The sequence below is a fragment of the Kitasatospora sp. NPDC038210 genome (genome assembly GCF_055600605.1).
The window spans coordinates 144,049-164,932 of record NZ_JBVJYK010000009.1 but is presented as its reverse complement, the minus strand read 5'-3'; the positions used below and the strand labels follow the sequence as shown (position 1 = coordinate 164,932).

Sequence of the window (20,884 nt, the reverse complement as noted above, 5' to 3'; positions counted from 1 at the left end):
GCTACTTCCGACCGCCGAGCGCGAACAGCAGCAGCACGAAGCCGGCGAACAGGTGCGTGGCGAAGATGTAGATGCCCGCGCGGATGAGCATCGCCTTGCGGCGCCTCTTCTCGTCGCTGGTGCCGTCGCTCGTGCTGTCGCTCATGGTGGGTGGTTCTCCTCGGATCTGTCGGACGGGCCGGGCGCGGCTCAGCGGAGCTGCCGACCACCGGACGCGCGCAGCTCGGTGAGCAGCGCGCCCTGGTCGGTGATCAGCTCGGTGAGGATCCTGCGCGCCGCGCGCAGCAGGTCGGCGACGTCCGGGGTGCTGAGCGCGTACACCACGGTGTTGCCCTCGCGGGTGGCCGTGACGAGCTGGGTGCGGCGCAGCACCGCGAGCTGCTGGGAGAGGTTCGACGGTTCGACCTCGATCTCCGCCAGCAGCTCGCGCACCGGCCGGGGTCCGTCCTGGAGCAGTTCCAGGACCCGGATCCGTACGGGGTGGCCGAGGGTGCGGAAGAACTCCGCCTTGGCCTGGTACAGCGGGACCGGCATCGTCCGCGCGCCTCCCTCGGGGCCGGATCGGGTCCGGCTCGGTGGTCGTCCTGGCCGGGCGGTCCGTGCCGCGGCCGGTAGCATCATCGCGGACAGATGAAGACTTCTTCAAGTCGTCACAGCTTGACGACTCCCGGTCACCGCGCGCACGGGCGGCCCACCCCGCACCGGCGCCCGCGCCGGGGCATGCCGACGCCGAGCCCGGGACGCTGCCAACTCCCGGGCTCGGCAGTCACGGTGACGAGCCGTCAGCAGACTACAGGCACATCGACCGTGACCGGGGCCGGTCCTCGCCACATCGCCTCGACGGAGAAGGATGCGTGCACGGTCGAGCCGCACGGCACCGTCGCGGTGATCCCGTCGACGCGCACCGTGCTGACCGTGAAGACGGTGCGCCCGTTCACCGCGCCGAGCGAGTTGCCGCCGGCCACGTCGGCCGACAGCCGGGTGAGCAGCTCCTGCGGCGCCGGCGGCCACGGGGTACCCGGGGACGGCGGGCCGGCCAGCCCGATCTGCCCGTAGAGCACGACGCTGTCGCCGGTGACGTCGGCGCAGACCTTGGTGGACAGGCCGGCCTGGAGGCCGGACCACCCGCAGGTGGTGACGGTGCCGGTGGTGGCGGGGGCGGCAACAGGGGCGGCGGCCGTCTGGGTCGCGGCGAGTGCGGGCACGGGCGTCGCGAACAGGGCGACGGCGCCGGCGGCGCCCGCCGTGATCCTGGCGATGCGGTTCATGGGCTGCTCCTTGGGAGACGAGGACGGTCAGAGACAGGTGGCGTGGTACATATGACATTTCATAGGCCCACAGACAGAAACTCTGCCATGCGATTCCTATGCCCAAGCGCGTTTCACCCTTGGAACTGCCGCCTCGACCGAAACCAGACCTTCGATGGCGCGATCCCCCTCGGACGGGCGAACACCCATAACCCGCCGGGCAACGCCCGCGTTGACCCCAGGTGAACCGACTCCGCACCGCCGCCGCAGCCGTCCTCGCCACCGTCGCCCTGCTGGCCGCCGCCCCGCCGCCCGCGGCACTCCTGGGCGCCGAGATCCGTCGGCTCCCCACCGACGAACGCGTCCTCGCACTGACCTTCAACGCCGCCTGGAACGAGACCGGGCTCGACGCCGTCCTCGCCGTCCTGCGCGACCGCGGCGTCCCGGCCGCGTTCTTCCCCACCGGCGACTTCGCCGACCGCCACCCCGGGGCGGTCCGCGCCATCGCCGCCGCCGGGCACGGCCTCGGCAACCACTCCTACAGCCACCCGCACTTCTCCGCCCTCACCGCCGACCGGGCCCGCTCCGAGGTCCGGCGGGCCGACACCGCGATCCGCCGCGCGGCCGGGACGGAACCGCTGCCGTTCTTCCGCTTCCCGTACAGCGAGACCACCCCGCAGGGCATCACCACCGTCAACGAACTCGGCTACGCCGACCTGGAGTTCACCACTGACACCAACGGCTACCTGGGCCCCGGCCACGGGATGACGGCGGACCGCGCGGTCGAACGCGCCCTCGCCGCGCTCACCCCGGGCGCCGTCCTCCAGCTCCACGTCGGCGCCACCGACGAGGGCGGGCCGGACACCTGCCTCGACGCCGAAGCGCTCCCGCGCATCATCGACGGAGCACTGGCTCGCGGCTACCGCATCATCGACCTGCGGACGCTGCTCGACCGGTGAGCCGCGCCGGCGGGCGGGCCGGGCGTCGGAGCACCGGCGCCGCCGCCCGTAGTCCGTCCCGACGGTCAGCCGAGCGAGGCACGCAGGGCGTCGACCCGGGAGACGGCGGCGGTGAAGGCGCGGCGGTCGAGCCGGCCGTCGTCGAGGGCGGCGGCCAGGGCCACGGCGGCGTCCTCGGCCTGCTGCGGGTCACGGGCGGAGCAGAGCATCAGGTCCATCCCGGCCTCGGCGGCGGCCACCGCCCGGTCCCCGGTGTCCCCGTACGGGGCGAGCGCGCCGGCCTCCATGGCGTCGGTGACGGTCACGCCGTCGAAGCCGAGCCGCACGCGGAGCTCGCCCTGGATGACGGCGGGCGACAGCCCGGCCGGGCGCTCCGGGTCCAGCGCCGGGTACACCGCCCAGGAGGCCATCACCAGCCGCACGCCCGCCGCGATGGCGGACCGGTAGGGGGCCTCGTCGTGGGCCCGGATCCGCGCCACCGGGGCGGTGAGGGTGACCGGGCCCTCGTCGGTGTTGGCCCCGCGGACGGCGGCGCCGAGGCCCGGGAAGTGCTTGGCGGTCGCGGCCACGCCGAGACCCTGCTGGGCGGCGAGGAAGGCGGTGCCCAACTCGGCCACCGTGGAAGGGTCCTGGCTGTAGGAGCGCTCGGCGTGGTCGATGAAGTTGTCCGGGGTGTCGTAGACGTCGAGCACCGGGGCGAGGTTGACGTTGAGGCCGGCGTCGGCCAGGTTCCGGGCGGCTCCGATCCCGGATTCGACCGCGGCGGCCGGCGGGTTCGCAGCCGACCCGGTGCGGCGGGCGGACAGTTCGGGCGCGCCCGGCAGCCGACGGACCTTGCCGCCCTCCTGGTCGGTCATCAGCAGCAGGGCGCGCGGCTTCGGTGCCTCGGCAGCGGCCTGCTTCAACGCGGTGACGGCCTCGGACAGTTGCTCCGGGCCGGTGATGTTCTCACCGAACAGGATGACCCCGGCCGCCCGGCCCTCCCGGATCGTCTGCAGCACCCCGGGCGGTGGCGTCGGCCCCGCGTACGAGAGCACGATCCGCCGTCCGGCGAGCACCCGCGAGTCCTCCTGGTCCTGGGTGGCCACGGCGACGGTCCTCTCCGGGTGGGTGCTGCCGGCCACGGAAGCCGATCCGACCGGTACGGGGCCGAGCGCGGCCCCCAGGGCCGTCAGCACCACTCCGAACCGGGCGGCTCGTCGGAAGGCGGCCATCACGTCTCCTGGATCGATGGGAGTGACTGGAGCGATGCAGCGTCGGAGCGATGCAGCGTCGGGAGCGGTTCGGTCGACGGCGGACCACGGCCCGTCAGCGTACCCGGGCCCGACCCGCCGGTTCCCTCCCCGCACCAGCTTCGTCCGGTACTCCGATCGGCGCTACACCGCAGGGCCATAGGGTGGACGCGTGTTCGACCGACTGGAGATCAGGATCCTGCCGCCGGGCCGGCGCCTCACCGCCGAGCTGCGGGTCCGCGTCAACGACGAGGACCTGGTGGCCGAGGCGGCCGGGCCCGACGGCCAGGGGCCCCGGGCCGGTCTGCTGTTCCCCGACGGCCGCCCGAGCCCGCTGCACGCGACCGGTGAGCCGCGCCGCGTCCGCCTGGGCGAACCGGAGTGCACCGGCGGGTGCTGCGGTTACCTCTCGGCCGAGGTGCAGTGCTTCGGGAACGTCGTCCGCTGGTCCGCCTGGGAGGTGCCGGACCAGCAGTCCCGCCCGCCGGAGTTCGACTTCGAGGCGGAGCAGTACGACGCCGAACTCGCCCGTGCCGCGGCCGACCCCTGGTGGCACGACGCCCGGCCCGCCGCGGCGAGGGCCGTCACGACCGACGGAGCTGCGCCGGGAGCGTGAGGGCGGGCAGGCCCTCCGGCTTCCCCTCGTAGTCCACCCGGGTGTCCTCGGGGTACCGGGCGCACTCCGCGCCGGCGCTGAGGTGGAGGTAGCCGTTCGCGTAGTCCACGGTGGCGGAGACACTGGCCGGGACCGCGACGGCGGACCCCGCGGACACGGCGCCACCCGGCTTCGGCGGCTCCAGGACGAGCCGGACGCGGTCGGGCTCCCGGGACGCGGTGACCGTCCACCCCTGGTCGTTCAGCGTTCGCTCCGCGCTCCGGACGGCGGCCTCCGCCTGCTCGGCGGTGAACCCCCGGACGCTGAAGCCCGCGTGGATCGCGGCGGTGCGGGGTTCGGGCGGAGCGGAGTCGTCGATGCCGTCGAGGGCGTGGGCGAACCCCCGGCGGTGGCAGTCGTAGACGTCGGCCTCGACGGCCGGGGTGACCTGCGGGTCGAGCTCCGGAGCCGGCGACAGGCCGAACGCGTCGTAGGCGGCCAGGAGCCGGCCGTTCACCTGCGTCGCGGTGGCGGCCGGATCGGCCGTCGGGTACGGCTCGCCCTCCCAGGCCCGGCGGAGGCTCTCCCCGCCTGACACCACCCCGAACACCAGGGTGGTCGCCAGGCCGAGGCCGATGAACAGGTAGGCCGCGTTGCGAGCGCGTCGAGGGGTCGGGGATCCGTTCTCCATGATCGCCATGGTGCCCGGAGCCGGCCGGCCGGCGCCTGAGTAGCCCTCCGCTTCCGCTCTGAGTACGCGTACTCGTTTGCCCGCCCGGCGCCGGGCGGGCGTCCGGGCCGCCCGCTCACCCCGACCGGCGGAGCAGCCGGCCGAGGACGGCGACGCCCTCGGTGATCTCGGGCGGTGAGCCCGCCGCGTAGCCGAGGACCAGACCGGGCGGGTACGGCAGCCGGGTGTGCCAGGACAGCGGCTGGACCTTCACGCCCAGGGCCAGCGCGGCGGTGGCCAACTCGGTGTCGGTGCAGCCGGGTTCCTCCGGCAGGGTGAGCATCAGGTGGAGACCGGCCGCCGCGCCGTGGACGGTGGCGCCGGGGAGGTGGGTGCGGATGGCGGCGATCATGGCGTCCCGGCGGCGCCGGTGGCGGCGGCGCAGCAGCCGCAGGTGGCGGTCGAGTTCGCCGGATTCCATCAGCCGGGCGAGGACGAGCTGCGGCAGCACCGGGTTGCCGAGGTCGGCGAAGCGTTTGGCGTCGAGGACGGCGTCCCGGAGGCGGGCGGGCACCAGCAGCCACCCGGTGCGCAGGGCGGGGGCGAGCAGTTTGGAGATGCTGCCCGCGTAGCAGACCCGGTCCGGCAGCGCGGCCCGCAGCGCCGGGACGGGCGGGCGGTCGTAGCGGTGTTCGGCGTCGTAGTCGTCCTCGATGACCAGGCCGCCCTCGGCCGCCCAGCGCAGCAGTTCCCGGCGGCGGTCGCCGCCGAGGACGACACCGGTCGGGTACTGGTGGGCGGGGGTGAGCAGGACGGCCGGCGCTCCGGTGGCGCGCAGGGCGTCGACCCGGATGCCCTCGGCGTCGACCGGCACGGGCGGGGTGGCGGCGAGCCAGTGGGCGAGGTGCTGCCGGGCGCCGAGCGAGCCGGGGTCCTCGACGGCGACCTCGGTGATGCCCGTCCGCCCGAGGGCGCGGCCGAGCAGGGCGAGGGCCTGGGCCGTGCCGGCGACGACCAGCACCTCGTCGGGGTCGGCGCGGATGCCCCGGTTGCGGGCGAGCCAGTGGGCGACGGCCCGGCGCAGCGCCGGGGTGCCGCGGACGTCACCGTAGCCGAGGTCGGGCGCGGCGAGGCCGTCGAGGACGGCGCGTTCGGCGCGCAGCCAGGCGGCGCGGGGGAAGGCGGCGAGGTCGGGCACGCCGGGGGTGAGATCGATCCGGGCGGGGGTGCCCCGCAGCAGGTCGAACACCTCGGGGTCGGGGTCGTCCCGGAAGAGGGCGGGCGCCGTCGGCGCCGGAGGGCGGAGCGGTTGCGGGACGGGCACGGCGGGCGGGGCCGGGGCGGCGACCACGACGGTGCCGCCCCGGCCCCGTCCGGCGATCTGCCCCTCCTCGGCGAGGCGGCGGTAGGCGTCGGTCACCACGCCGCGGGAGACGCCGAGTTCGACCGCCAGCACCCGGCTGGCGGGCAGTCGGCTGCCGGTCGGGAGCCGGCCGTCGGCGACGGCCTCGCGCAGTCGGCGGGCGAGCCAGTCGGTGAGGCCGCCCGACGGGGCGTCGGCGGTGTCGAGCTGCAGGAAGTCGGCACCGGTCTCCCGAGGGCCTCCGGGCTCTTTGGACCTGCCGGTCGAGGCGGTTTTGGACCTGTTCACCGGACCATGATGGCGCGAGGGTGGTGACCATGACCACGGAAACGGCCCGGCCGACACACCGGAACGAGAACGAGAACGACAGCACGACCTACGTCCACGGCTACTCGGACACCGAGGCGCGGCGCCTCGGGGACCAGGCCGACACCCTGGCCGAGTTGCTGCACGCGGGCACGGCGTACCCGGCGGGCAGCCGGGTGCTGGAGGCGGGCTGCGGGGTGGGGGCGCAGACGGTGCACCTGCTGGCCGCCGGCCCGGGGATGCTGCTGACCGCGATGGACCTCTCCGCGGACTCGCTGGCGCAGGCCCGCGACCGGGTCGCGGCGCAGGCACCGGACGCGGACGTCAGCTGGCACCACGGCGACCTGCACCGGATGCCGTTCCCGGACGGCGCGTTCGACCACGTCTTCCTCTGCTTCGTGCTGGAGCACCTGCCCGACCCGGCGGCCGGGCTGGCCGCACTGCGGCGGGTGCTGCGGCCGGGCGGGACGATCACGGTGATCGAGGGCGACCACGGCTCGGCCTTCTTCCACCCGCGGAGCCCGGCCGCCGGCCGCACGATCGACCACCTGGTCCGCCTCCAGGCCGCGGCGGGCGGCGACGGTCTGCTCGGCCGCCGCCTGCACCCGCTGCTGACGGCGGCCGGGTTCACGGACGTGACGGTGCGCCCGCGGACGGTCTACGCCGACGGCGGCCGCCCCGAGCTGGCGGAGGCCTTCACGCTGCGCACCTTCGTCGCCATGGTCGAGGCGGTCCGGGCGGAGGCGCTGGCCGCCGGGCTGACCACGGCGGAGGACTTCGACCGGGGCATCGCGGACCTGCGCCGCGCGGCCGAGCCGGGCGGGACCTTCCACTACACCTTCTTCAAGGCGGTCGCGGTCAACCCGTGAGGATCCGTCAGTCCGGACTGTCCCCGAGGGTCGCCAGCAGGGTGCGCATGGCGTCGACCAGCGCGGCCGTGCGGGCGTCGTCCAGTCCCTCCAGGAGGCCGAACTCGGTGGCGAGGTGGTCGGGCAGGGCGCGGTCGATCAGGGCGTGGCCCTCGGGCGTGAGGGCGACCTCGCGGCTGCGGCCGTCCTGGTCGCTGCGGGTCCGGGTGACCAGGCCGCGGGCCTCCAGCCGGTCCAGGCGCTGGGTGATGGCGCCGGAGGTGACCATGGAGGACTGCATCAGGCCGGTGGGGGTGAGGCGGTAGGGCGGGCCGCTGCGCTTGAGGGTGGCGAGGACGTCGAAGGAGGCGGCGTCCAGGCCGTGTTCAGCGAAGGTGCGGTTGAGCGCCGCGTCCACCAGGCGGTACAGGCGCTTGAGCCGGCCGAACACCTCCATCGGGGAGACGTCCAGGTCGGGACGCTCGGCGGCCCACTGCGCGACTACGCGGTCCACATGATCTGCCACGGCACCAGGGTAGGCGATCGGACCCCGGTCCCTTAGCGATGAGGTAACTGTGAGCCACGTCACCCACGGGCGACGGTGAAGAATGTCTTAGCGCTGAGATACATTGGCTTAGTGCTAAGACATCGCCTCGCCATCGTGCTGGTGACGGCCCTCGCCCCCGCCGTCTGGGGGACGACGTACCTCGTCACCACCGAGCTGCTGCCGCCCCACCGCCCCCTGCTCGCCGCCGTCATCCGCTGTCTGCCCGCCGGGCTGCTGCTGATCGCCCTCACCCGCCGACTGCCGAAGGGCAGCTGGTGGTGGCGCTCCCTGGTCCTCGGCGCGCTCAACATCGGAGCGTTCCAGGCCCTGCTCTTCATCGCCGCCTACCGCCTGCCCGGCGGCATCGCCGCCACCGTCGGCGCCGTCCAGCCGCTGCTGACCGCCGGCCTCTCGGCCGCCGTCCTCGGCGACCGGCTCACCCTGCGCACCGTGCTGTCCGGCATCGCAGGCGTGGCGGGCGTGAGCCTGCTGGTCCTGCGGGCCGGCGCCGAACTCGACGCGCTCGGGGTCACCGCCGCGCTCGGCGGCGCCGCGGTCATGGCCGCCGGCGTCGTGCTCTCCAAGCGCTGGGTGTCGCCCGCCCCGCTGCTCGCCACCACCGGCTGGCAGCTCACCGCCGGCGGCCTGCTGCTGGTACCGCTCACGCTGCTCACCGAAGGCGCGCCGCCGACCCACTACACCGCCGCCAACGTGCTCGGCTACGCCTACCTGTGCCTGATCGGCGCGGCCCTCACCTACGCGCTCTGGTTCCGCGGGCTCCGCTCGCTGCCGCCGACCTCGCTCTCCTTCCTCTCCCTGCTCAGCCCGGTGGTCGCGACCCTGATCGGCTGGCTGGCGCTCGGACAGAACCTCAGCCCGCTGCAGGCGCTCGGCGCCCTGGTCGTGCTCGGTTCGCTCGTCGTCGCCCAGACCCGGCGGACCGGCGCCACCGCCGGGTCGACGCCGGTGGCCCGCTCGGCCGCCGCGCCGCCGGTGCGCGAGAACGTCTGACCCTCCCGGTCGGAGTCCCGCGCGTCCCGGGATCCCCACCGGTGCCCCGGACCCGGCGCCCCCGGGCCTGCGTCCCCGATCTCCCGTTCCCGATCCCGCATCCCGCGTTCCCGATCCCGCATCACGCATCCGGTCCGGACCCGGTCCGGCCCCCGTCCGAGGAGAACTCCCCATGCGCATCACCGTGTTCGGCGCCACCGGAAACGTCGGCAGCCGGGTCGTGGCCGAGGCGATCGCCCGCGGCCACGAGGTCACCGCCGTCGTACGGGACCCGGCCAAGCCGCACGGCCTGCCCTCCGCCGTCACCCTCGCCGTCGCGGACGCCCGCAACCCCCAGGACGTCACCCGGGTGACCGCGGGGCAGGACGCGGTGATCACCGCCACCCGCCCGGTGCCCGGCAGCGAGCACGAACTGGCCGTCGCCACCGAGGGGCTGCTGGCCGGCCTCGCCGGCACCGGCGTACGACTGCTGGCCGTCGGCGGCGCGGGCAACCTCGTCGTCCCGGGCACCGACGGCACGACCCTCGTCGAGACCCCCGGCTTCCCCGCCGAGATCCGGCCGATCGCGCTGGCCTGCGGCGAGCAGTTCGACCTCTACCTCGCGGCCGACGCCGACGTCGACTGGACGTACCTCAGCCCGGCCGCGCTGCTCGAACCGGGCGTGCGCACCGGCCGGTTCCGGCTCGGCCGGGACGAGCTGCTGCTCGACGCCGACGGCAACTCGGCGATCTCCATGGAGGACCTCGCCGTCGCCCTCCTCGACGAGGTCGAGACGCCCGCCCACCGCCGCGCCCGGTTCACCGCCGCCTACTGACGGCCGGCGGCGGCCTCCACGGGGGTGGGGCCGCCGCGGGCCACCCCCGCCCGGAACTGGAGCCTTCCTCCGGGCGGGGGTGTAGCCAGCACCACCCCGAAGACGGCAGCACGGGTGATCGATCGTCAGGCCCGGCTCGGACAGGATCATTCCCGTGACGAACACCGCATCGACGAACACCGCATCGACGAGCCTCGCCCCGACCGCCGCCGCACCGGCCGCCACCTCCCCGGCCCGCACCGCTCCGGCCGCCACCAGGCCCCGCACCCGCCGTGCCGCGCTGGCCATGGCCGCCGCCCTGCTGACCGGCCTCGCCGTTCCCGCCACCGCCAGTGCCGACACCGCCCGCGATCCGGGCGACGCGGACCCCGCACCCGCCCGCTACACCCACCAGACGCTGAACTGGCAGCCCTGCGCCACGCAGCCCGCCCTGGACTGCGCCACCATGAGCGCCCCGCGCGACTGGCACCACCCCGGTGTCGGGGCCGACCTCACCATCGCCGTCTCCCGGCACAAGGCGACCGCCGACCCGGCCGAGCGCAAGGGCACCCTGCTGATGGCGGCCGGCGGCCCCGGCGGCTCGGGCCTGCTGCGCCCGGCCGGACTGGCCACGGCCGCCCCGGCCGTCGGCGCCGCGTACGACATCGTCGGCTTCGACCAGCGCGGGGTCGGCGCGAGCACCAAGGCCGTGTGCCAGACCCCGGAGGAGTTCCAGGAGTTCCTGGCCGGCGACTACCGCGACCAGTCCCCCGCCGCGGTCGACCACGTGATCGCCGAATCCACCAAGCTGGCCGCCGATTGCCAGGAGCGCAGCGGCGACCTGATCCCCTACCTCACCACCGAGCAGACCGCCCACGACATCGACCTGTTCCGCTCCCTGCTCGGCGAGCGCAAGCTCAGCTACTACGGCCCGTCCTACGCCACGATGATCGGCGCCTACTACGGGACGCTCTTCCCGCACCGGGTCGAGCGGATGGTGCTGGACAGCAACATCGGTTTCGACGGCACCTGGGAGAAGTTCCAGCTCGGCCAGCCCATGAGCTTCCAGCGCCGCTTCGACGAGGACTTCGTGCCCTGGCTGGCGACCCAGGACGCCACGTACCACTGGGGCACCACGCCGGAGCAGGTGCGGGCGCACTGGGAGCAGCGGCGGGCCGCGCTGCACGACTCCCCCATCGTCGAGGGCTCGCTGACGATCGGCCCCAACCAGCTGGACAACATCGCGATCTCGGCGATCTACTCGGCGTCCCACTTCCCCGACCTCGCCCGCCTGCTGGCCGTCCTCGACAACTGGCAGACCACCGACGCCGCCACCCGGGCAGCGATCGCGACCACGTTCAACAGCTACCTCAGCCCGGACTTCCTCGCCGAGTACTTCTCGGTGACCTGCAACGACACCGCGTGGACCAGGGACATGGACACCTGGGTGCGGCTCGGCGCCGAGAACACCGCCCGCTGGCCGCTGGTCGGCGCCCGGACGCTGGCCTTCAGTGCGGTCTGCGCCGCCTGGCCGGTCGCCCCGGCGCCCAAGGTCAAGGTCACCGGCGCCCACCTGCCGACCACGCTGATGCTCAACTCGGTGCACGACCCGGCGACGTACTACGAGGCGGCGCTCGGCGCCCACCGTGCGCTGCGCGGCTCGAAGCTGGTCACCGTCACCGGGAACGGCGACCACGGCCAGTACCCCGGGACCAACTCCTGCGTCACCGACGTGGTCGAGCGCTACCTGCTGGACGACAAGGCGCCCGCGCACGACCTCACCTGCGCCTCGCCGCAGGCGGGTTGACCGCCCGGGTCAGTTCCGGGGCTTGGCGCCCAGCCGGGCGCGGAGCCAGCCGAGGCCGACGGCCATCGCGGCGAAGCCTCCGACGGCGAGCTTGATGCCGGCCTTGGCGACGAGCCAGCCGATCCCCGGGACGGCCCACCCCAGCCAGTGGAACACGGCCAGCAGCACCGCCGCACCGCACAGCGCGGCCAGGACGGTGACCACGACGGCGGCGGCCCGCGACAGCTCCTGCGGGCCGTCCGCGTCGGAAGCGGACGCCGGAACCGGGCTCGACGTCGCGCCGTCCGTACCGTCGCCGGGCTCGTTCACCATGTCGTTCGTACCCCCCTCAGCCATGGGGTGATGATACGACTTCAGCGCCGGACGTGGTGGGTGTCCCCGAGGTGCTCGCCGGTCTCGTCGTCGGGGAAGCTGACGGCCAGGGTGACGCGGTACTCGTGGACGTCGTCGCGGTGCCCCGGCACCCGGGCCCAGGCCAGCGAGTGCACCTCGGCGCCGGGGGCCTGGCGGCACCAGGCGGCCGCCTCCTCCAGGGCGCGGGCGGCCGACAGTCCGGTGCACACCACGGCGGTGTACGCGGCGACCGCGACGTCCCCGCCGGAACGGCAGGTCCGCGACACGGCCCGGACGGCGGCGGCGGCCTGGGTCAGGTCACGGGCCAGGTCGTCCACCACCCGAGGGGGCGCCGGCAGGACGACTGCTCCCTCGGCGACGGTCTCCGGCAGGTTCGGGCTCACGGTCTGGACCTCCATCCGCATCATCACGCGGCACAGCATGCCGGGCGGTGATTCCTGGCATGCCCACTTTCACCAGAACGTCACCCGTCCAGGGGCGAGTTGGGAGGGCGCCCTGGTGTCCGGGGGCCCGTCCTGCTAGGGGAGGCCGACCGGGGCACCGGGCGTTCCGGCAGGTCAGGGAGGTCGGGGGCGGGCGCCGCCGGGGAGCCCGGAACACCGCGCACGTACCACCCCCGTGCTCCGAACCGCCGGTCCGGCGCCCGGGGCGTCCGTCCCACTGCCGTTGGGCCCTTGGTCAACTCCCGGTACCGGAAGGGGAGATGCCGCCGAACGCGAGTGACGCGACCGACGGCCACGGGACCGCCCCGGGGTACGGTCCGCGGCATGCCCCGCGGACCCGGGAGCGGCGCACCCCCGCTGAAGTGCCGGGTCAACCCCTCGGAGGGCCTCGGGCCGCCTCCCGGTCACCCTGTCCCTGTCAGATCGTCGTGATACTAATCGTGCGGTGGCGGGCCCCGTATCAGGTGGACGGGCACGATGACGACAGCTCAACCGTTCCGGGATCGTCCGGGCGGTGACGGGGAGGGGAATCGGATGACGGCGAGGTTCGGCAGCAGCCAGGGCGGGCGGAAGCTCCGGGTCGGCAAGCGGGTCACGGGGACGGCGGCGGCCTTCGCCGCGCTCGCCGCGCTGACCGGCTCTCAGGTGACGGGAATCGGGCTCGCCCCCGGCGCGGCCGCGGACACCGGCCCGACGAGCGGTGCCAGCGCCCCGGACGCCGACCACCAGGGCACCGGCTCGCCGTTCGGCACCCCCGCGCCCGGCACCGGCATTCCGGCCGACGGCGGCGGCACCCTCCAGCTCCCGCAGCCGCCCGGCACGCTGCCGGGCGCGCCCGACGCCGGCCTGTTCGCGGCCACCGGGCCCGCCCTGCCCGCCACGGTGCTCGCCGCCTACCGCCAGACCGAGGCCTCGCTGGCGCAGCGCTCCCCCGGCTGCCACCTGCCCTGGCAGCTGCTGGCGGCGATCGGCCAGGTCGAGTCCGGCCAGGCCAACGGCGGCCAGGTGGACGCCTCCGGCACGACGCTGACCCCGATCCTCGGCCCGGCGCTGGACGGCAACGGCTTCGCCGCGATAGCCGACACCGACGGCGGCCGCTACGACGGCGACTCCCGCTGGGACCGCGCCGTCGGACCGATGCAGTTCATACCGTCCACCTGGGCCACCTCGGGCGTGGACGCCAACGGCGACGGCAAGGCCGACCCGAACAACGTCTTCGACGCCGCCGAGGCCGCCGGGCGCTACCTGTGCGCGGGCGGCCGCGACCTCTCCGACCCGGCGCAGCTCGACCGCGCGGTGCTCAGCTACAACAACTCGGGCGAGTACCTGCGGACCGTCCGCAACTGGATGGCCCACTACGGCAGCGGCACGGTGACGACCGTCCCGAACAGCCCCGGATCCTCGATACCCTCGCCCTCGCTGCCCTCGCCATTCCTCCCGGTCCTCGGCGGCCCGACGGTCGGCGGCGGATCGGGCACCGGCGCGACCGGCACCACGCCCGCCCCGGCTCCGACCCAGCAGCCGACCACGCCGACCACGCCGGTGACGCCCACCCCGGACCCGTCGCCGACGGCGCAGCCGACGCCCACCACGACGCCGACGCCCACCGGCTCGCCCTCGCCGACCGCGACGCCGACGACCACCCCGACCGGCACCCCGACGGCGACGCCCACGGGCACCCCGACCGGCACGCCCACGGCCTGCCCGGACCCGACGGCCACCGCCACCCCGACCGGTACGCCCACGGGCACGCCCACCGGGACGCCGACGGCGACGCCCACCCCGACGGGTTCCCCGTCCCCCACCGCCACGCCCACGGGCACGCCGACGGCGACGCCGACCGGCCTCCCCGGCTGCCCGACCCCGGCGCCGACCGCGACGGGCACCCCGAGCGCGGCGCCCAGCACCACCCCCAGCGCCTCGTTCTCGCCCTCGGCGGCCCCGAAGAAGTGACCTGACGTCGTGCCCTGACGACGCGCCCGACGGGGGCGCGGTTCCCGCTGCGGAACCGCGCCCCCGTCGTGTCCGGTCCGGTCGTGTCCGGCCCTGTCGTGTGTCCCGTCGGGCAGGTCGGGCGGGCGCACGGGTCGGGTGGACGCACGGGTCGGGTGCGTACCCGCGGGAGCATCAGAGGTGCTTGACCAGCTCCGGCATCAGGTCCTGGAAGGTCCGCCCGGTGGCGGGCTGACCGATCGCGGTCATCTGCCAACCCGTCCCCGTGCGCTGCACCTTGGCCATGATCTGCGCGGTGTACGGGCCGCCGCCGGTGAGGGTGTAGCGCGCCAGCTCGGCGCCGGTGGTCTCGTCCACCAGCCGGCAGAAGGCCGCCTCGACCTCCTGGAAGGTCTGCCCGGTGAAGGAGTTGACGGTGAAGAGGATCTGGTCGACCTCGGCCGACACCGTCGACAGGTTGACCGTGATCGACTCGTCGTCGGTCGCGTTCCCGGAGCCGCCGACCAGGTTGTCCCCGCTGTGCCGCACCGAGCTGTCGTTGCTGGTGAGGTGCTGGAAGAAGACCACGTCGACCGGACGCCCCTGGGCGAACAGCACCGCCGAGGCGTCCAGTCGATCTCCCGGCCTGCGGCGAGCAGCTTGGCGAGGAAGCCCTTGCGTTCCGCCGCCTTCCAGCCCAGCCCCATCCGGACCAGGCTCAGCTGACCACCGCCCGGCTTCTCCAGGCTGATCTTCTGTCCCTTGGCCAGCGAAACGCTCATCGCGCCCTCCTCGTTCTGCCACCGCCGCGTGCCGCGAATCTACAGCACTGTAGAAAGTTTGTGATCATCCGACGGCGTCCTGGGAGCACCCCTACCCCGCACGCCCCCGCGCCTCACCCCCGGCACCAGTCCGCACACCGAGGAAGCAGCAACCAGAGGCCCTGCGTCCGGCATCCGGCATCCGGCATCCGGCACCCCGCTCAGCCGCCGGACCGGGAACGCCGTCACCCGGCGCCGCGCTCCAGGCGCACCAACGCGTCCACCGCGACGCCACCCGCACCCCCGCCCTTGTGCCCGGACCCGCCGCCGACCGTACGGTGCACGCGCTCGGCGCGGACGGTGCGCAGTCCGAGGTCGGCGAGGTCCGCCAGGACGTCCTCCGGGGTGAAGAGCACGGCCGGGTCCTGCGGCCCGCCGACGCCCTCGGTGAGGTTGCTCAGGTCATGCCCGACGACCAGCAGGGTGCCGCCGGGTGCGAGCGCTTCGGCGGCGCGGCGCAGCGCCGTGCGGCGGTCCCCGGCGGGCAGCTGGAGGTAGGCGACCAGGACGAGGTCGTAGCCGCCGACGGGGGCCTCGACGGCGCGGGCGTCGCCGTGACGCCAGGTGAGCCGGTCGGCGACCTCGTCGGGCAGGTCGGCGGTGAGCCGTTCGGCCCGCTCCAGCGCGACGGCGGAGAAGTCCAGTCCGGTGACCTCCCAGCCCTGGGCGGCCAGCCAGATGGCGTTGCGGCCCTCGCCGGCGGCCAGGTCGAGGGCGTGGCCGGGGGTGCGGCCGGTCAGTTCGCGGACCACCCACTGGTTGGGTGCCGTGCCCCACACCAGCTCGCTCGCGGCGTAGCGGTCGTCCCAGTCCTGGCTGTCCATCGCGCGTCCTCCGTTCGGGGCCTGCCGGTACGGGTCAACCTACCGGGCGGCCGCAACCCGGGCCGGGGGGCGTCCGGCGGGCGGACACCCTTGACAGCACACAGTGGTCCAGCCCGATCCGTTGGATCGTGACGCGGCCGGGCCGCCCGCGCGCGGGCCGCGGGACGGCAAGCTTCGCTGACGATCCACCAGTTCGACGGAGAGTCGGCGGGCGGACGGTCCGTGTGGGCCGTCCGCCCGCCCGGATTCTCCCGATGCCCGGGAGCACCGGAGCCGGCCCGCCCCCGGAGGGGATCAGCCCTTGAGGTTCAGCGACGGGAAGAGGTCCTCGAACGGCTGGGTGGTCACCGAGACGCTGCGGGCGAACGGGTCGTCGAAGTCCCAGATCATGAACAGCAGGAAGGCGATCAGCACGCTGAAGCAGAGCGCCAGCGTCAACTCCCGTGGTGTGCGCCGGATCTGCAGGGCGAACAGCATGCCGACGGTCACCACCGCACCGCCGATCAGCCCGAACCAGACGATCCCCGGCATCGTCGAGCCGGCGTTCTGACCACGCGCCTGGCGGGCCTCGGAGGCCTGGCTGATCCGGTCCATGATCGGCTGGTAGGCCTGGGACTCCAGGTCGGAGGCCGGCGGCCGGGTGGCGACGTCGGTCTGCAGCTTCTGCAGCAACTGGTCGCCCTTCTCGGAGATCCCGCCGTTCTCGCGCATGTAGTCCCACTCGGTGTTCACCACGTACGTGACGTAGGCGTCCACGTCGGCCCGGACCTGGTCGCGGAACTCGACCGGGTAGACCACCGCCCGGTCGCTCACCTCGCGCAGGGACTGCGCCTCGCGGAACAGGTCGTCCTGGGCGACGCCGCGCGCCTCCCAGACGCCCGCGATGGCGAGGCCCAGGACGATCGCGTAGACCACCCCGATCATCATCGTGATGTACTCGATGACGTCCGGGGTCTCGTCGGTGTTCTCCTCTGCGGCGCCCACCCGGCGGTTCCTCAGCAGGACCACCGCCACCACGACGGCACAGGCCGACGCCATGGCGATGGTCAACGCCACCCACTCGGACATGGGAACTCCCTTCTCTGGCTTGGCTTGTGACGGAACGAAAAAGGTCTGGGGAAGCCCCGGGCCGACGGACGTCGCAGGGTCGGACGGCGGGCGGCGGGGCCGCGACCGGTCAGGACCGGCCCGAACCGCCTCGGCCCTGGCCTCGACCCGGGCGGAGGGCCGCAGCCGCGAGCACACCGGGCACCATGATCAGCAGCAGCGTGGTGGTCATCGGGGCGCCGTGGTGGCGCTGCGGCATCGCCACCGGCAGCGCCGCCGGGGCGCGGAACGCCGGTCGCGGCGTGGGGGCCGGCCACGGCGCGCTCGGGCGTGCCGGGCTCGACGGGGCGGGGCTCGGGGCCGCCGGGACCGGGGCCGCGGGAACGGCGGGCGGCGGCGGAGCGGCAGGCGCGGGCGGCGGCGGGGCCGGGGCGGGCGGCGGCGGAGCGGCAGGCGCGGGCGCGGGTGGCGGCGGCGCGGGGGGCGACGGCGGGGTCGGCGTGGGGGTGGGTGTCGCGGTCGGCGACGGCGTCGGCGTGGGGGTCGGCGTCGGCGTACGCGTTGGCGTGGGGGTCGGCGTGGGGGTCGGACACGGGTGCGAGTGCCAGTCGTGCCGGCCGTGCCCGTCGTGATCGCCGCGCTCGGACTGCCCGTCGTCCCCCTCGTCCTCCGGCCGCCCGTGCTCCGGCCGGACTCCCGCCGGGGAGGAGGGCGCCGCCGGACGGGGCGTGGCCCGGGGCGTGCGGCACGGATGGTGTCCGGCCGGCGGCTTGTGGTCGTCGTGGTGTCCGGTGCCGGCGTTCGGGGCGACGCTGACGCCGACCTGGACGTCCACGCCCACCCCGACGCCCACGCTCCCGCCCGGCCCCACCGACACCGACACGTCGGTCCGGGTGCAGACGCAGGTGTCGACGGACGTGCCGTGCGGGTGCCCTCCGTGGCGCTCGGCCCCGGACGCGGTCGCGCCGGTCACCAGTGCGCACATCGCGACCACGCCGACCGCGGCACCGACCAGCCGCGCCCGCCGCCCGGAGGCCGCCGCCCCACCGCCGTGCAGCGGTATCCGTCGTAACTGCCGACGCTGGGACATGGGCTCCACGCACCTCTCGGATCACCTGGGGACGGAACGGGCGGAACGCATCGGGACCGGACCGGTAGGGTCCCGGCCGGCGGATCGCCGTAGGACCGGCGGAACGGCCGGCAGCGGTCACTCCCCGATCGGAAGTCGATCGGGCACGACCAGAAACGATCGGACGCGATCAGCCGGACGGCCCGCCTTCCGGGGGGCGGGCCGTCCGTCATCAGGTCAAACGATCATCGAGCCCGGCCGGTTACGGCCCGCGCCCGTTGTTGTGCGCGATCAGTGGCGGCGGTGCGCGATCTCCACGTTCTCCAGCACGCCGACGGCGTCCGGCACCAGGATCGCGGCCGAGTAGTAGGCGCTGACCAGGTACGAGATGATCGCCTTCTCGTCGATCCCCATGAAGCGGACCGAGAGCGACGGCTGGTACTCGTCCGGGATGCCGGTCTGGTGCAGACCGATCACGCCCTGGTTGTCCTCACCGGTACGGATCACGAGGATCGAGCTCGTGTTCTCCTTGGTGATCGGGATCTTGTTGCACGGCAGGATCGGTACCCCGCGCCAGGCCGGCACCTGCTGCCCGCCGAGGTCGACGTGGGTGGGGTACAGACCGCGGGCGTTGAACTCGCGACCGATCGCGGCGATGGTCCGCGGGTGGGCCAGCAGGTAGTCGGGGTCACGGCGGCGGTTGAGCAGCTCGTCCAGGTCGTCCGGGGTGGGCGGCCCCGAGTGGGTCTGGATCCGCTGGTCGAAGTCGGCGTTGTTGAGCAGGCCGAACTCCGGGTTGTTGACGATCTCGTGCTCCTGCCGCTCGCGCAGGGCCTCGATGGTCAGCCGCAGCTGGTGCTCGGTCTGGTTCATCGGCTGGTTGTACAGGTCCGCGACCCGGGTGTGGATCTTCAGGACGGTCTGCGCGACGCTCAGCTCGTACTCGCGCGGCCTCAGCTCGTAGTCCACGAAGGCGCCGGGGAGCTCGAACTCGCCGTGGTGGCCGGCCGACATGGCGATCTCGGCCTCGCCGCGCTCGTTCTGCGCCTGCAGCGGCAGGGCCAGGAACGCCTGCAGGTGCTCCTGGAGGCTCGGCGCGTTGTCCCGGATGGCGACGAAGTCCGCCCGGGACAGGGTGAGGGCGACACCGGAGGTGGCGGTCTTGGCGGTGAAGTCCCAGGCGGCGTCCGGGTTCAGCAGCGCGTCGTCGCCGAAGCGGTCGCCGTCCGCGGCCACGCCGATCTCGGTCTCGTCGCCGTACTTGCCGGTGCCCACCAGGTTGACCCTGCCGTGCGCGATCAGGAAGATCCGGTCGGCCGCCTCGCCCTGGGTGGTGAGCACCTCGCCGGGGCCGAAGTCCCGCTGCTGGCAGCGGTCGGCGAGGGCGGTGAGCACGTCCTCGTCCTCGTAGCCGCGCAGCAGGGCCAGCTCGCCCAGCTCGGCCGGGATCACCCGGACCTGGGAGCCGGTCTTGATGAACTCCACCACGCCGTTGCCCACGGCGTAGGTGAGCCGGCGGTTGACCCGGTACGCGCCACCGGCGGCCTGCACCCAGGGGAGCACCTTGAGCAGCCAGCGGGAGGTGATCTCCTGCATCTGCGGTGCGGACTTGGTCGTGGTGGCAAGGTTGCGGGCAGCGGCCGTCGCAAGGCTCTGCTGCTTGACCTGCTCTGTCTCCGGGCTCGTGTCCACGGGCATCGGCAGGGTCTCCATTCCTGTGGTCGGGTCACGCGGCCAGGGCCATACGAACCGCCCTGGGGCACATGCCGTGACGGATCATCAGATCCGTAGACTGGTGGGGGCGTTGGCGAAGTATCGCGAGTGAGGCCACCGTCCGGCGGCGACCCCTCCGGAACCCTAGATCACCAGGACCCGGCCGAGCCCGTACGGACGCCCAGTACCCCCCGATAGGGTGAATCTCGCGCGGTCCGCCCTCATCGCGCCGAGGACCGTAGGAACATCCGTTCACCCCGGCGGTTCCCCGCTCCGCCAACGACTCCCCCGTCCCGCCCACGACCCCGCAGGCCGGCTCGGAGCCCACCGCCCGGCGTCAACCCGGCACACCGGTGGACCTGCTCCGGGGCTTCTGCGGCCGGTGCCGTACGGGGTCGAACCGAACCGCCCGGCCCACCCGGGCCGTCCGGGCGCCGGGCCCGCCACCGCCGTACGGAAGAGCCCGTCATGTGCCGACACGGGGGGCCGGCACCTGACGACGGTACGGGGATGCGCAGCAACCAGGGAGGGACGCCGGGGCCGGTCGGGGTCGCTCGTGATCAGGCGCAGGCGACCCTGGTGCCGGGGACGTCGACGATGCCCGAGTTGTTGTTCAGTCCCCCGTTGTACTCGTAGTACAGGTAGGAGTAGAAGTCGATCCGGGTGGCGTCGCCGCAGGCCGAGTCGGGGGCGATGGCGTAGGTGACCGTGAAGGTGCTGCTCGCGCCCGGTCCGAGCGGCACGTCGTACCGGGCGATGCCGCCGTGGACGTTGTCGCTGCAGCCGTTGGTCTGGGTGCCGCAGGCCGTCTCGGTGAACCTGAGACCGGTCTCCAGGCTGGTCCCGTAGGTCTCCTGGACGCTCTGGTAGACGAACTGGATGGGGGTGTCGTACGGGTTGCTGAGCGTCAGGGTGAGCGTGAACTCGCCGCCCCGGACGGTCGTCTGCCGGTCGGAGACGACCGTGAGGGGCAGCGGGGAGTCGGCCCGGGCGGGAGCGGCGGAGAGGAGCAGACCGACGACGAGGGCCGGGCACGCGACGAGCGCGGCGCGGATCTGATGTGTTCTGCGCATGACCATGGAGCGTAGGCCGGGGCACCGCCGGGGTTGCCCGCCTCTGCCCGGTTCCGTACCGACGCAGGAGCGGCGAGCGGACGCGGCGGACCGGTCCGTGCGGTCACGGCCCCGCCCGGACGTCCGGGGGCCTATGCTTCGCGCCGCCCGGCCCGGCCACCGGCCCCGGCGCCTCACCTCTCCACCGGTCCCCGGCTCCTCCGCTCCCCCGTCACCGGCCGCCGCCTCCG

21 protein-coding genes and 1 pseudogene are annotated in these 20,884 nt (G+C 74.4%); 7 read left to right on the top strand and 15 right to left on the bottom strand.

Annotated features, from left to right (window positions below):
* Position 1: 1 nt before the first annotated feature.
* The 3 genes from ACZ7KX_RS20195 to ACZ7KX_RS20185 form a co-directional block, all read right to left on the bottom strand.
* Positions 2-145: a DUF6126 family protein gene (locus ACZ7KX_RS20195; RefSeq protein ID WP_350520916.1), complete on the bottom strand. Its 144-nt coding sequence runs from the start codon at positions 143-145 to the stop codon at positions 2-4.
* A gap of 44 nt (positions 146-189) precedes the next feature.
* Entirely contained in the window at positions 190-534 is a 345-nt protein-coding gene (locus tag ACZ7KX_RS20190) for an ArsR/SmtB family transcription factor (protein WP_350520917.1), read from the bottom strand.
* Positions 535-782: 248 nt separating this feature from the next.
* Positions 783-1,268: a hypothetical protein gene (locus ACZ7KX_RS20185; protein ID WP_470327602.1), complete on the bottom strand. Its 486-nt coding sequence runs from the start codon at positions 1,266-1,268 to the stop codon at positions 783-785.
* 221 nt (positions 1,269-1,489) lie between these two features.
* Here ACZ7KX_RS20185 and ACZ7KX_RS20180 point away from each other — a divergent pair, with 221 nt between their 5' ends.
* The gene (locus tag ACZ7KX_RS20180) at positions 1,490-2,206 is read left to right on the top strand and encodes a polysaccharide deacetylase family protein (protein WP_470327601.1); all 717 of its coding nucleotides are present in this window, start codon (positions 1,490-1,492) and stop codon (positions 2,204-2,206) included.
* A 65-nt stretch (positions 2,207-2,271) separates the two neighbouring features.
* On the opposite strand, the gene ACZ7KX_RS20175 is transcribed toward ACZ7KX_RS20180, so the two are convergent.
* Positions 2,272-3,420, bottom strand: coding sequence for a glycoside hydrolase family 3 N-terminal domain-containing protein (locus ACZ7KX_RS20175; protein ID WP_470327600.1), 1,149 nt, complete (start codon positions 3,418-3,420; stop codon positions 2,272-2,274).
* 190 nt (positions 3,421-3,610) lie between these two features.
* Between ACZ7KX_RS20175 and ACZ7KX_RS20170 the strand changes: the two genes are divergently transcribed.
* On the top strand, positions 3,611-4,054 hold the full coding sequence (locus ACZ7KX_RS20170; RefSeq protein ID WP_470327599.1) for a hypothetical protein: 444 nt from the start codon (positions 3,611-3,613) through the stop codon (positions 4,052-4,054).
* Here ACZ7KX_RS20170 and ACZ7KX_RS20165 read toward each other — a convergent pair.
* Both ACZ7KX_RS20165 and pdxR read right to left on the bottom strand, forming a co-directional pair.
* The gene (locus tag ACZ7KX_RS20165) at positions 4,023-4,724 is read right to left on the bottom strand and encodes a hypothetical protein (RefSeq protein WP_470327598.1); all 702 of its coding nucleotides are present in this window, start codon (positions 4,722-4,724) and stop codon (positions 4,023-4,025) included. The two genes, ACZ7KX_RS20170 and ACZ7KX_RS20165, sit on opposite strands and share 32 nt — an antisense overlap.
* Positions 4,725-4,839: 115 nt before the next feature.
* Positions 4,840-6,354, bottom strand: a complete 1,515-nt coding sequence (pdxR, locus tag ACZ7KX_RS20160) for a MocR-like pyridoxine biosynthesis transcription factor PdxR (RefSeq protein WP_470327597.1) — start codon at positions 6,352-6,354, stop codon at positions 4,840-4,842.
* 29 nt (positions 6,355-6,383) lie between these two features.
* On the opposite strand from pdxR, the gene ACZ7KX_RS20155 reads away from it, so the two are divergent.
* The gene (locus ACZ7KX_RS20155) at positions 6,384-7,241 is read left to right on the top strand and encodes a methyltransferase domain-containing protein (RefSeq protein ID WP_470327596.1); all 858 of its coding nucleotides are present in this window, start codon (positions 6,384-6,386) and stop codon (positions 7,239-7,241) included.
* Between the two features lie 7 nt (positions 7,242-7,248).
* Here the strand turns inward: ACZ7KX_RS20155 and ACZ7KX_RS20150 are convergent, their stop codons facing one another.
* Complete coding sequence (locus ACZ7KX_RS20150) at positions 7,249-7,746, bottom strand: MarR family winged helix-turn-helix transcriptional regulator (protein WP_350520925.1); 498 nt, start codon at positions 7,744-7,746, stop codon at positions 7,249-7,251.
* Positions 7,747-7,857: 111 nt separating this feature from the next.
* Here ACZ7KX_RS20150 and ACZ7KX_RS20145 point away from each other — a divergent pair, with 111 nt between their 5' ends.
* The 3 genes from ACZ7KX_RS20145 (at position 7,858) to ACZ7KX_RS20135 (ending at position 11,378) form a co-directional block, all read left to right on the top strand.
* Positions 7,858-8,778: an EamA family transporter gene (locus ACZ7KX_RS20145; protein ID WP_470327595.1), complete on the top strand. Its 921-nt coding sequence runs from the start codon at positions 7,858-7,860 to the stop codon at positions 8,776-8,778.
* Positions 8,779-8,950: 172 nt separating this feature from the next.
* Positions 8,951-9,592 (top strand): NAD(P)-dependent oxidoreductase, encoded by a 642-nt coding sequence (locus ACZ7KX_RS20140; RefSeq protein ID WP_470327594.1) that lies wholly within the window; start codon positions 8,951-8,953, stop codon positions 9,590-9,592.
* 154 nt (positions 9,593-9,746) lie between these two features.
* Positions 9,747-11,378 (top strand): alpha/beta hydrolase, encoded by a 1,632-nt coding sequence (locus tag ACZ7KX_RS20135; protein WP_470327593.1) that lies wholly within the window; start codon positions 9,747-9,749, stop codon positions 11,376-11,378.
* Between the two features lie 9 nt (positions 11,379-11,387).
* Here ACZ7KX_RS20135 and ACZ7KX_RS20130 read toward each other — a convergent pair whose 3' ends face one another.
* Together ACZ7KX_RS20130 and ACZ7KX_RS20125 are read right to left on the bottom strand one after the other, a co-directional pair.
* The gene (locus ACZ7KX_RS20130; protein ID WP_470327592.1) at positions 11,388-11,714 is read right to left on the bottom strand and encodes a hypothetical protein; all 327 of its coding nucleotides are present in this window, start codon (positions 11,712-11,714) and stop codon (positions 11,388-11,390) included.
* Positions 11,715-11,731: 17 nt separating this feature from the next.
* Complete coding sequence (locus tag ACZ7KX_RS20125; RefSeq protein WP_470327591.1) at positions 11,732-12,142, bottom strand: hypothetical protein; 411 nt, start codon at positions 12,140-12,142, stop codon at positions 11,732-11,734.
* 567 nt (positions 12,143-12,709) lie between these two features.
* Between ACZ7KX_RS20125 and ACZ7KX_RS20120 the strand changes: the two genes are divergently transcribed.
* Positions 12,710-14,128 carry a lytic transglycosylase domain-containing protein gene (locus tag ACZ7KX_RS20120; protein ID WP_470327590.1) on the top strand — a complete coding sequence of 473 codons (1,419 nt, stop codon included), beginning with the start codon at positions 12,710-12,712 and terminating at the stop codon, positions 14,126-14,128.
* 174 nt (positions 14,129-14,302) lie between these two features.
* Here the strand turns inward: ACZ7KX_RS20120 and ACZ7KX_RS20115 are convergent.
* From ACZ7KX_RS20115 to ACZ7KX_RS20090, 6 genes and pseudogenes are all read right to left on the bottom strand, one after another.
* Positions 14,303-14,889, bottom strand: a pseudogene (locus tag ACZ7KX_RS20115) (TerD family protein).
* Between the two features lie 224 nt (positions 14,890-15,113).
* Positions 15,114-15,752, bottom strand: coding sequence for a class I SAM-dependent methyltransferase (locus tag ACZ7KX_RS20110; protein ID WP_470327589.1), 639 nt, complete (start codon positions 15,750-15,752; stop codon positions 15,114-15,116).
* 294 nt (positions 15,753-16,046) lie between these two features.
* Positions 16,047-16,820 (bottom strand): bestrophin-like domain, encoded by a 774-nt coding sequence (locus ACZ7KX_RS20105; protein ID WP_470327588.1) that lies wholly within the window; start codon positions 16,818-16,820, stop codon positions 16,047-16,049.
* Between the two features lie 109 nt (positions 16,821-16,929).
* Positions 16,930-17,889, bottom strand: coding sequence for a hypothetical protein (locus ACZ7KX_RS20100; protein WP_470327587.1), 960 nt, complete (start codon positions 17,887-17,889; stop codon positions 16,930-16,932).
* A gap of 270 nt (positions 17,890-18,159) precedes the next feature.
* Positions 18,160-19,566: a family 2B encapsulin nanocompartment shell protein gene (locus tag ACZ7KX_RS20095; RefSeq protein WP_470327586.1), complete on the bottom strand. Its 1,407-nt coding sequence runs from the start codon at positions 19,564-19,566 to the stop codon at positions 18,160-18,162.
* Positions 19,567-20,141: 575 nt separating this feature from the next.
* Complete coding sequence (locus tag ACZ7KX_RS20090; RefSeq protein WP_470327585.1) at positions 20,142-20,654, bottom strand: hypothetical protein; 513 nt, start codon at positions 20,652-20,654, stop codon at positions 20,142-20,144.
* Positions 20,655-20,884: the final 230 nt, after the last annotated feature.

Bases quoted from the DNA above. Each gene is read 5' to 3' on its own strand.
- ACZ7KX_RS20195 (WP_350520916.1), bottom strand. From the start codon at position 145: ATGAGCGACAGCACGAGCGACGGCACCAGCGACGAGAAGAGGCGCCGC.
- ACZ7KX_RS20090 (WP_470327585.1), bottom strand. From the start codon at position 20,654: ATGCGCAGAACACATCAGATCCGCGCCGCGCTCGTCGCGTGCCCGGCC.
- ACZ7KX_RS20175 (WP_470327600.1), bottom strand. From the start codon at position 3,420: ATGGCCGCCTTCCGACGAGCCGCCCGGTTCGGAGTGGTGCTGACGGCC.
- ACZ7KX_RS20120 (WP_470327590.1), top strand. From the start codon at position 12,710: ATGACGGCGAGGTTCGGCAGCAGCCAGGGCGGGCGGAAGCTCCGGGTC.
- ACZ7KX_RS20110 (WP_470327589.1), bottom strand. From the start codon at position 15,752: ATGGACAGCCAGGACTGGGACGACCGCTACGCCGCGAGCGAGCTGGTG.
- ACZ7KX_RS20165 (WP_470327598.1), bottom strand. From the start codon at position 4,724: ATGGAGAACGGATCCCCGACCCCTCGACGCGCTCGCAACGCGGCCTAC.
- ACZ7KX_RS20105 (WP_470327588.1), bottom strand. From the start codon at position 16,820: ATGTCCGAGTGGGTGGCGTTGACCATCGCCATGGCGTCGGCCTGTGCC.
- ACZ7KX_RS20185 (WP_470327602.1), bottom strand. From the start codon at position 1,268: ATGAACCGCATCGCCAGGATCACGGCGGGCGCCGCCGGCGCCGTCGCC.
- ACZ7KX_RS20190 (WP_350520917.1), bottom strand. From the start codon at position 534: ATGCCGGTCCCGCTGTACCAGGCCAAGGCGGAGTTCTTCCGCACCCTC.
- ACZ7KX_RS20100 (WP_470327587.1), bottom strand. From the start codon at position 17,889: ATGTCCCAGCGTCGGCAGTTACGACGGATACCGCTGCACGGCGGTGGG.
- ACZ7KX_RS20095 (WP_470327586.1), bottom strand. From the start codon at position 19,566: ATGCCCGTGGACACGAGCCCGGAGACAGAGCAGGTCAAGCAGCAGAGC.
- ACZ7KX_RS20140 (WP_470327594.1), top strand. From the start codon at position 8,951: ATGCGCATCACCGTGTTCGGCGCCACCGGAAACGTCGGCAGCCGGGTC.
- ACZ7KX_RS20130 (WP_470327592.1), bottom strand. From the start codon at position 11,714: ATGGCTGAGGGGGGTACGAACGACATGGTGAACGAGCCCGGCGACGGT.
- ACZ7KX_RS20155 (WP_470327596.1), top strand. From the start codon at position 6,384: ATGACCACGGAAACGGCCCGGCCGACACACCGGAACGAGAACGAGAAC.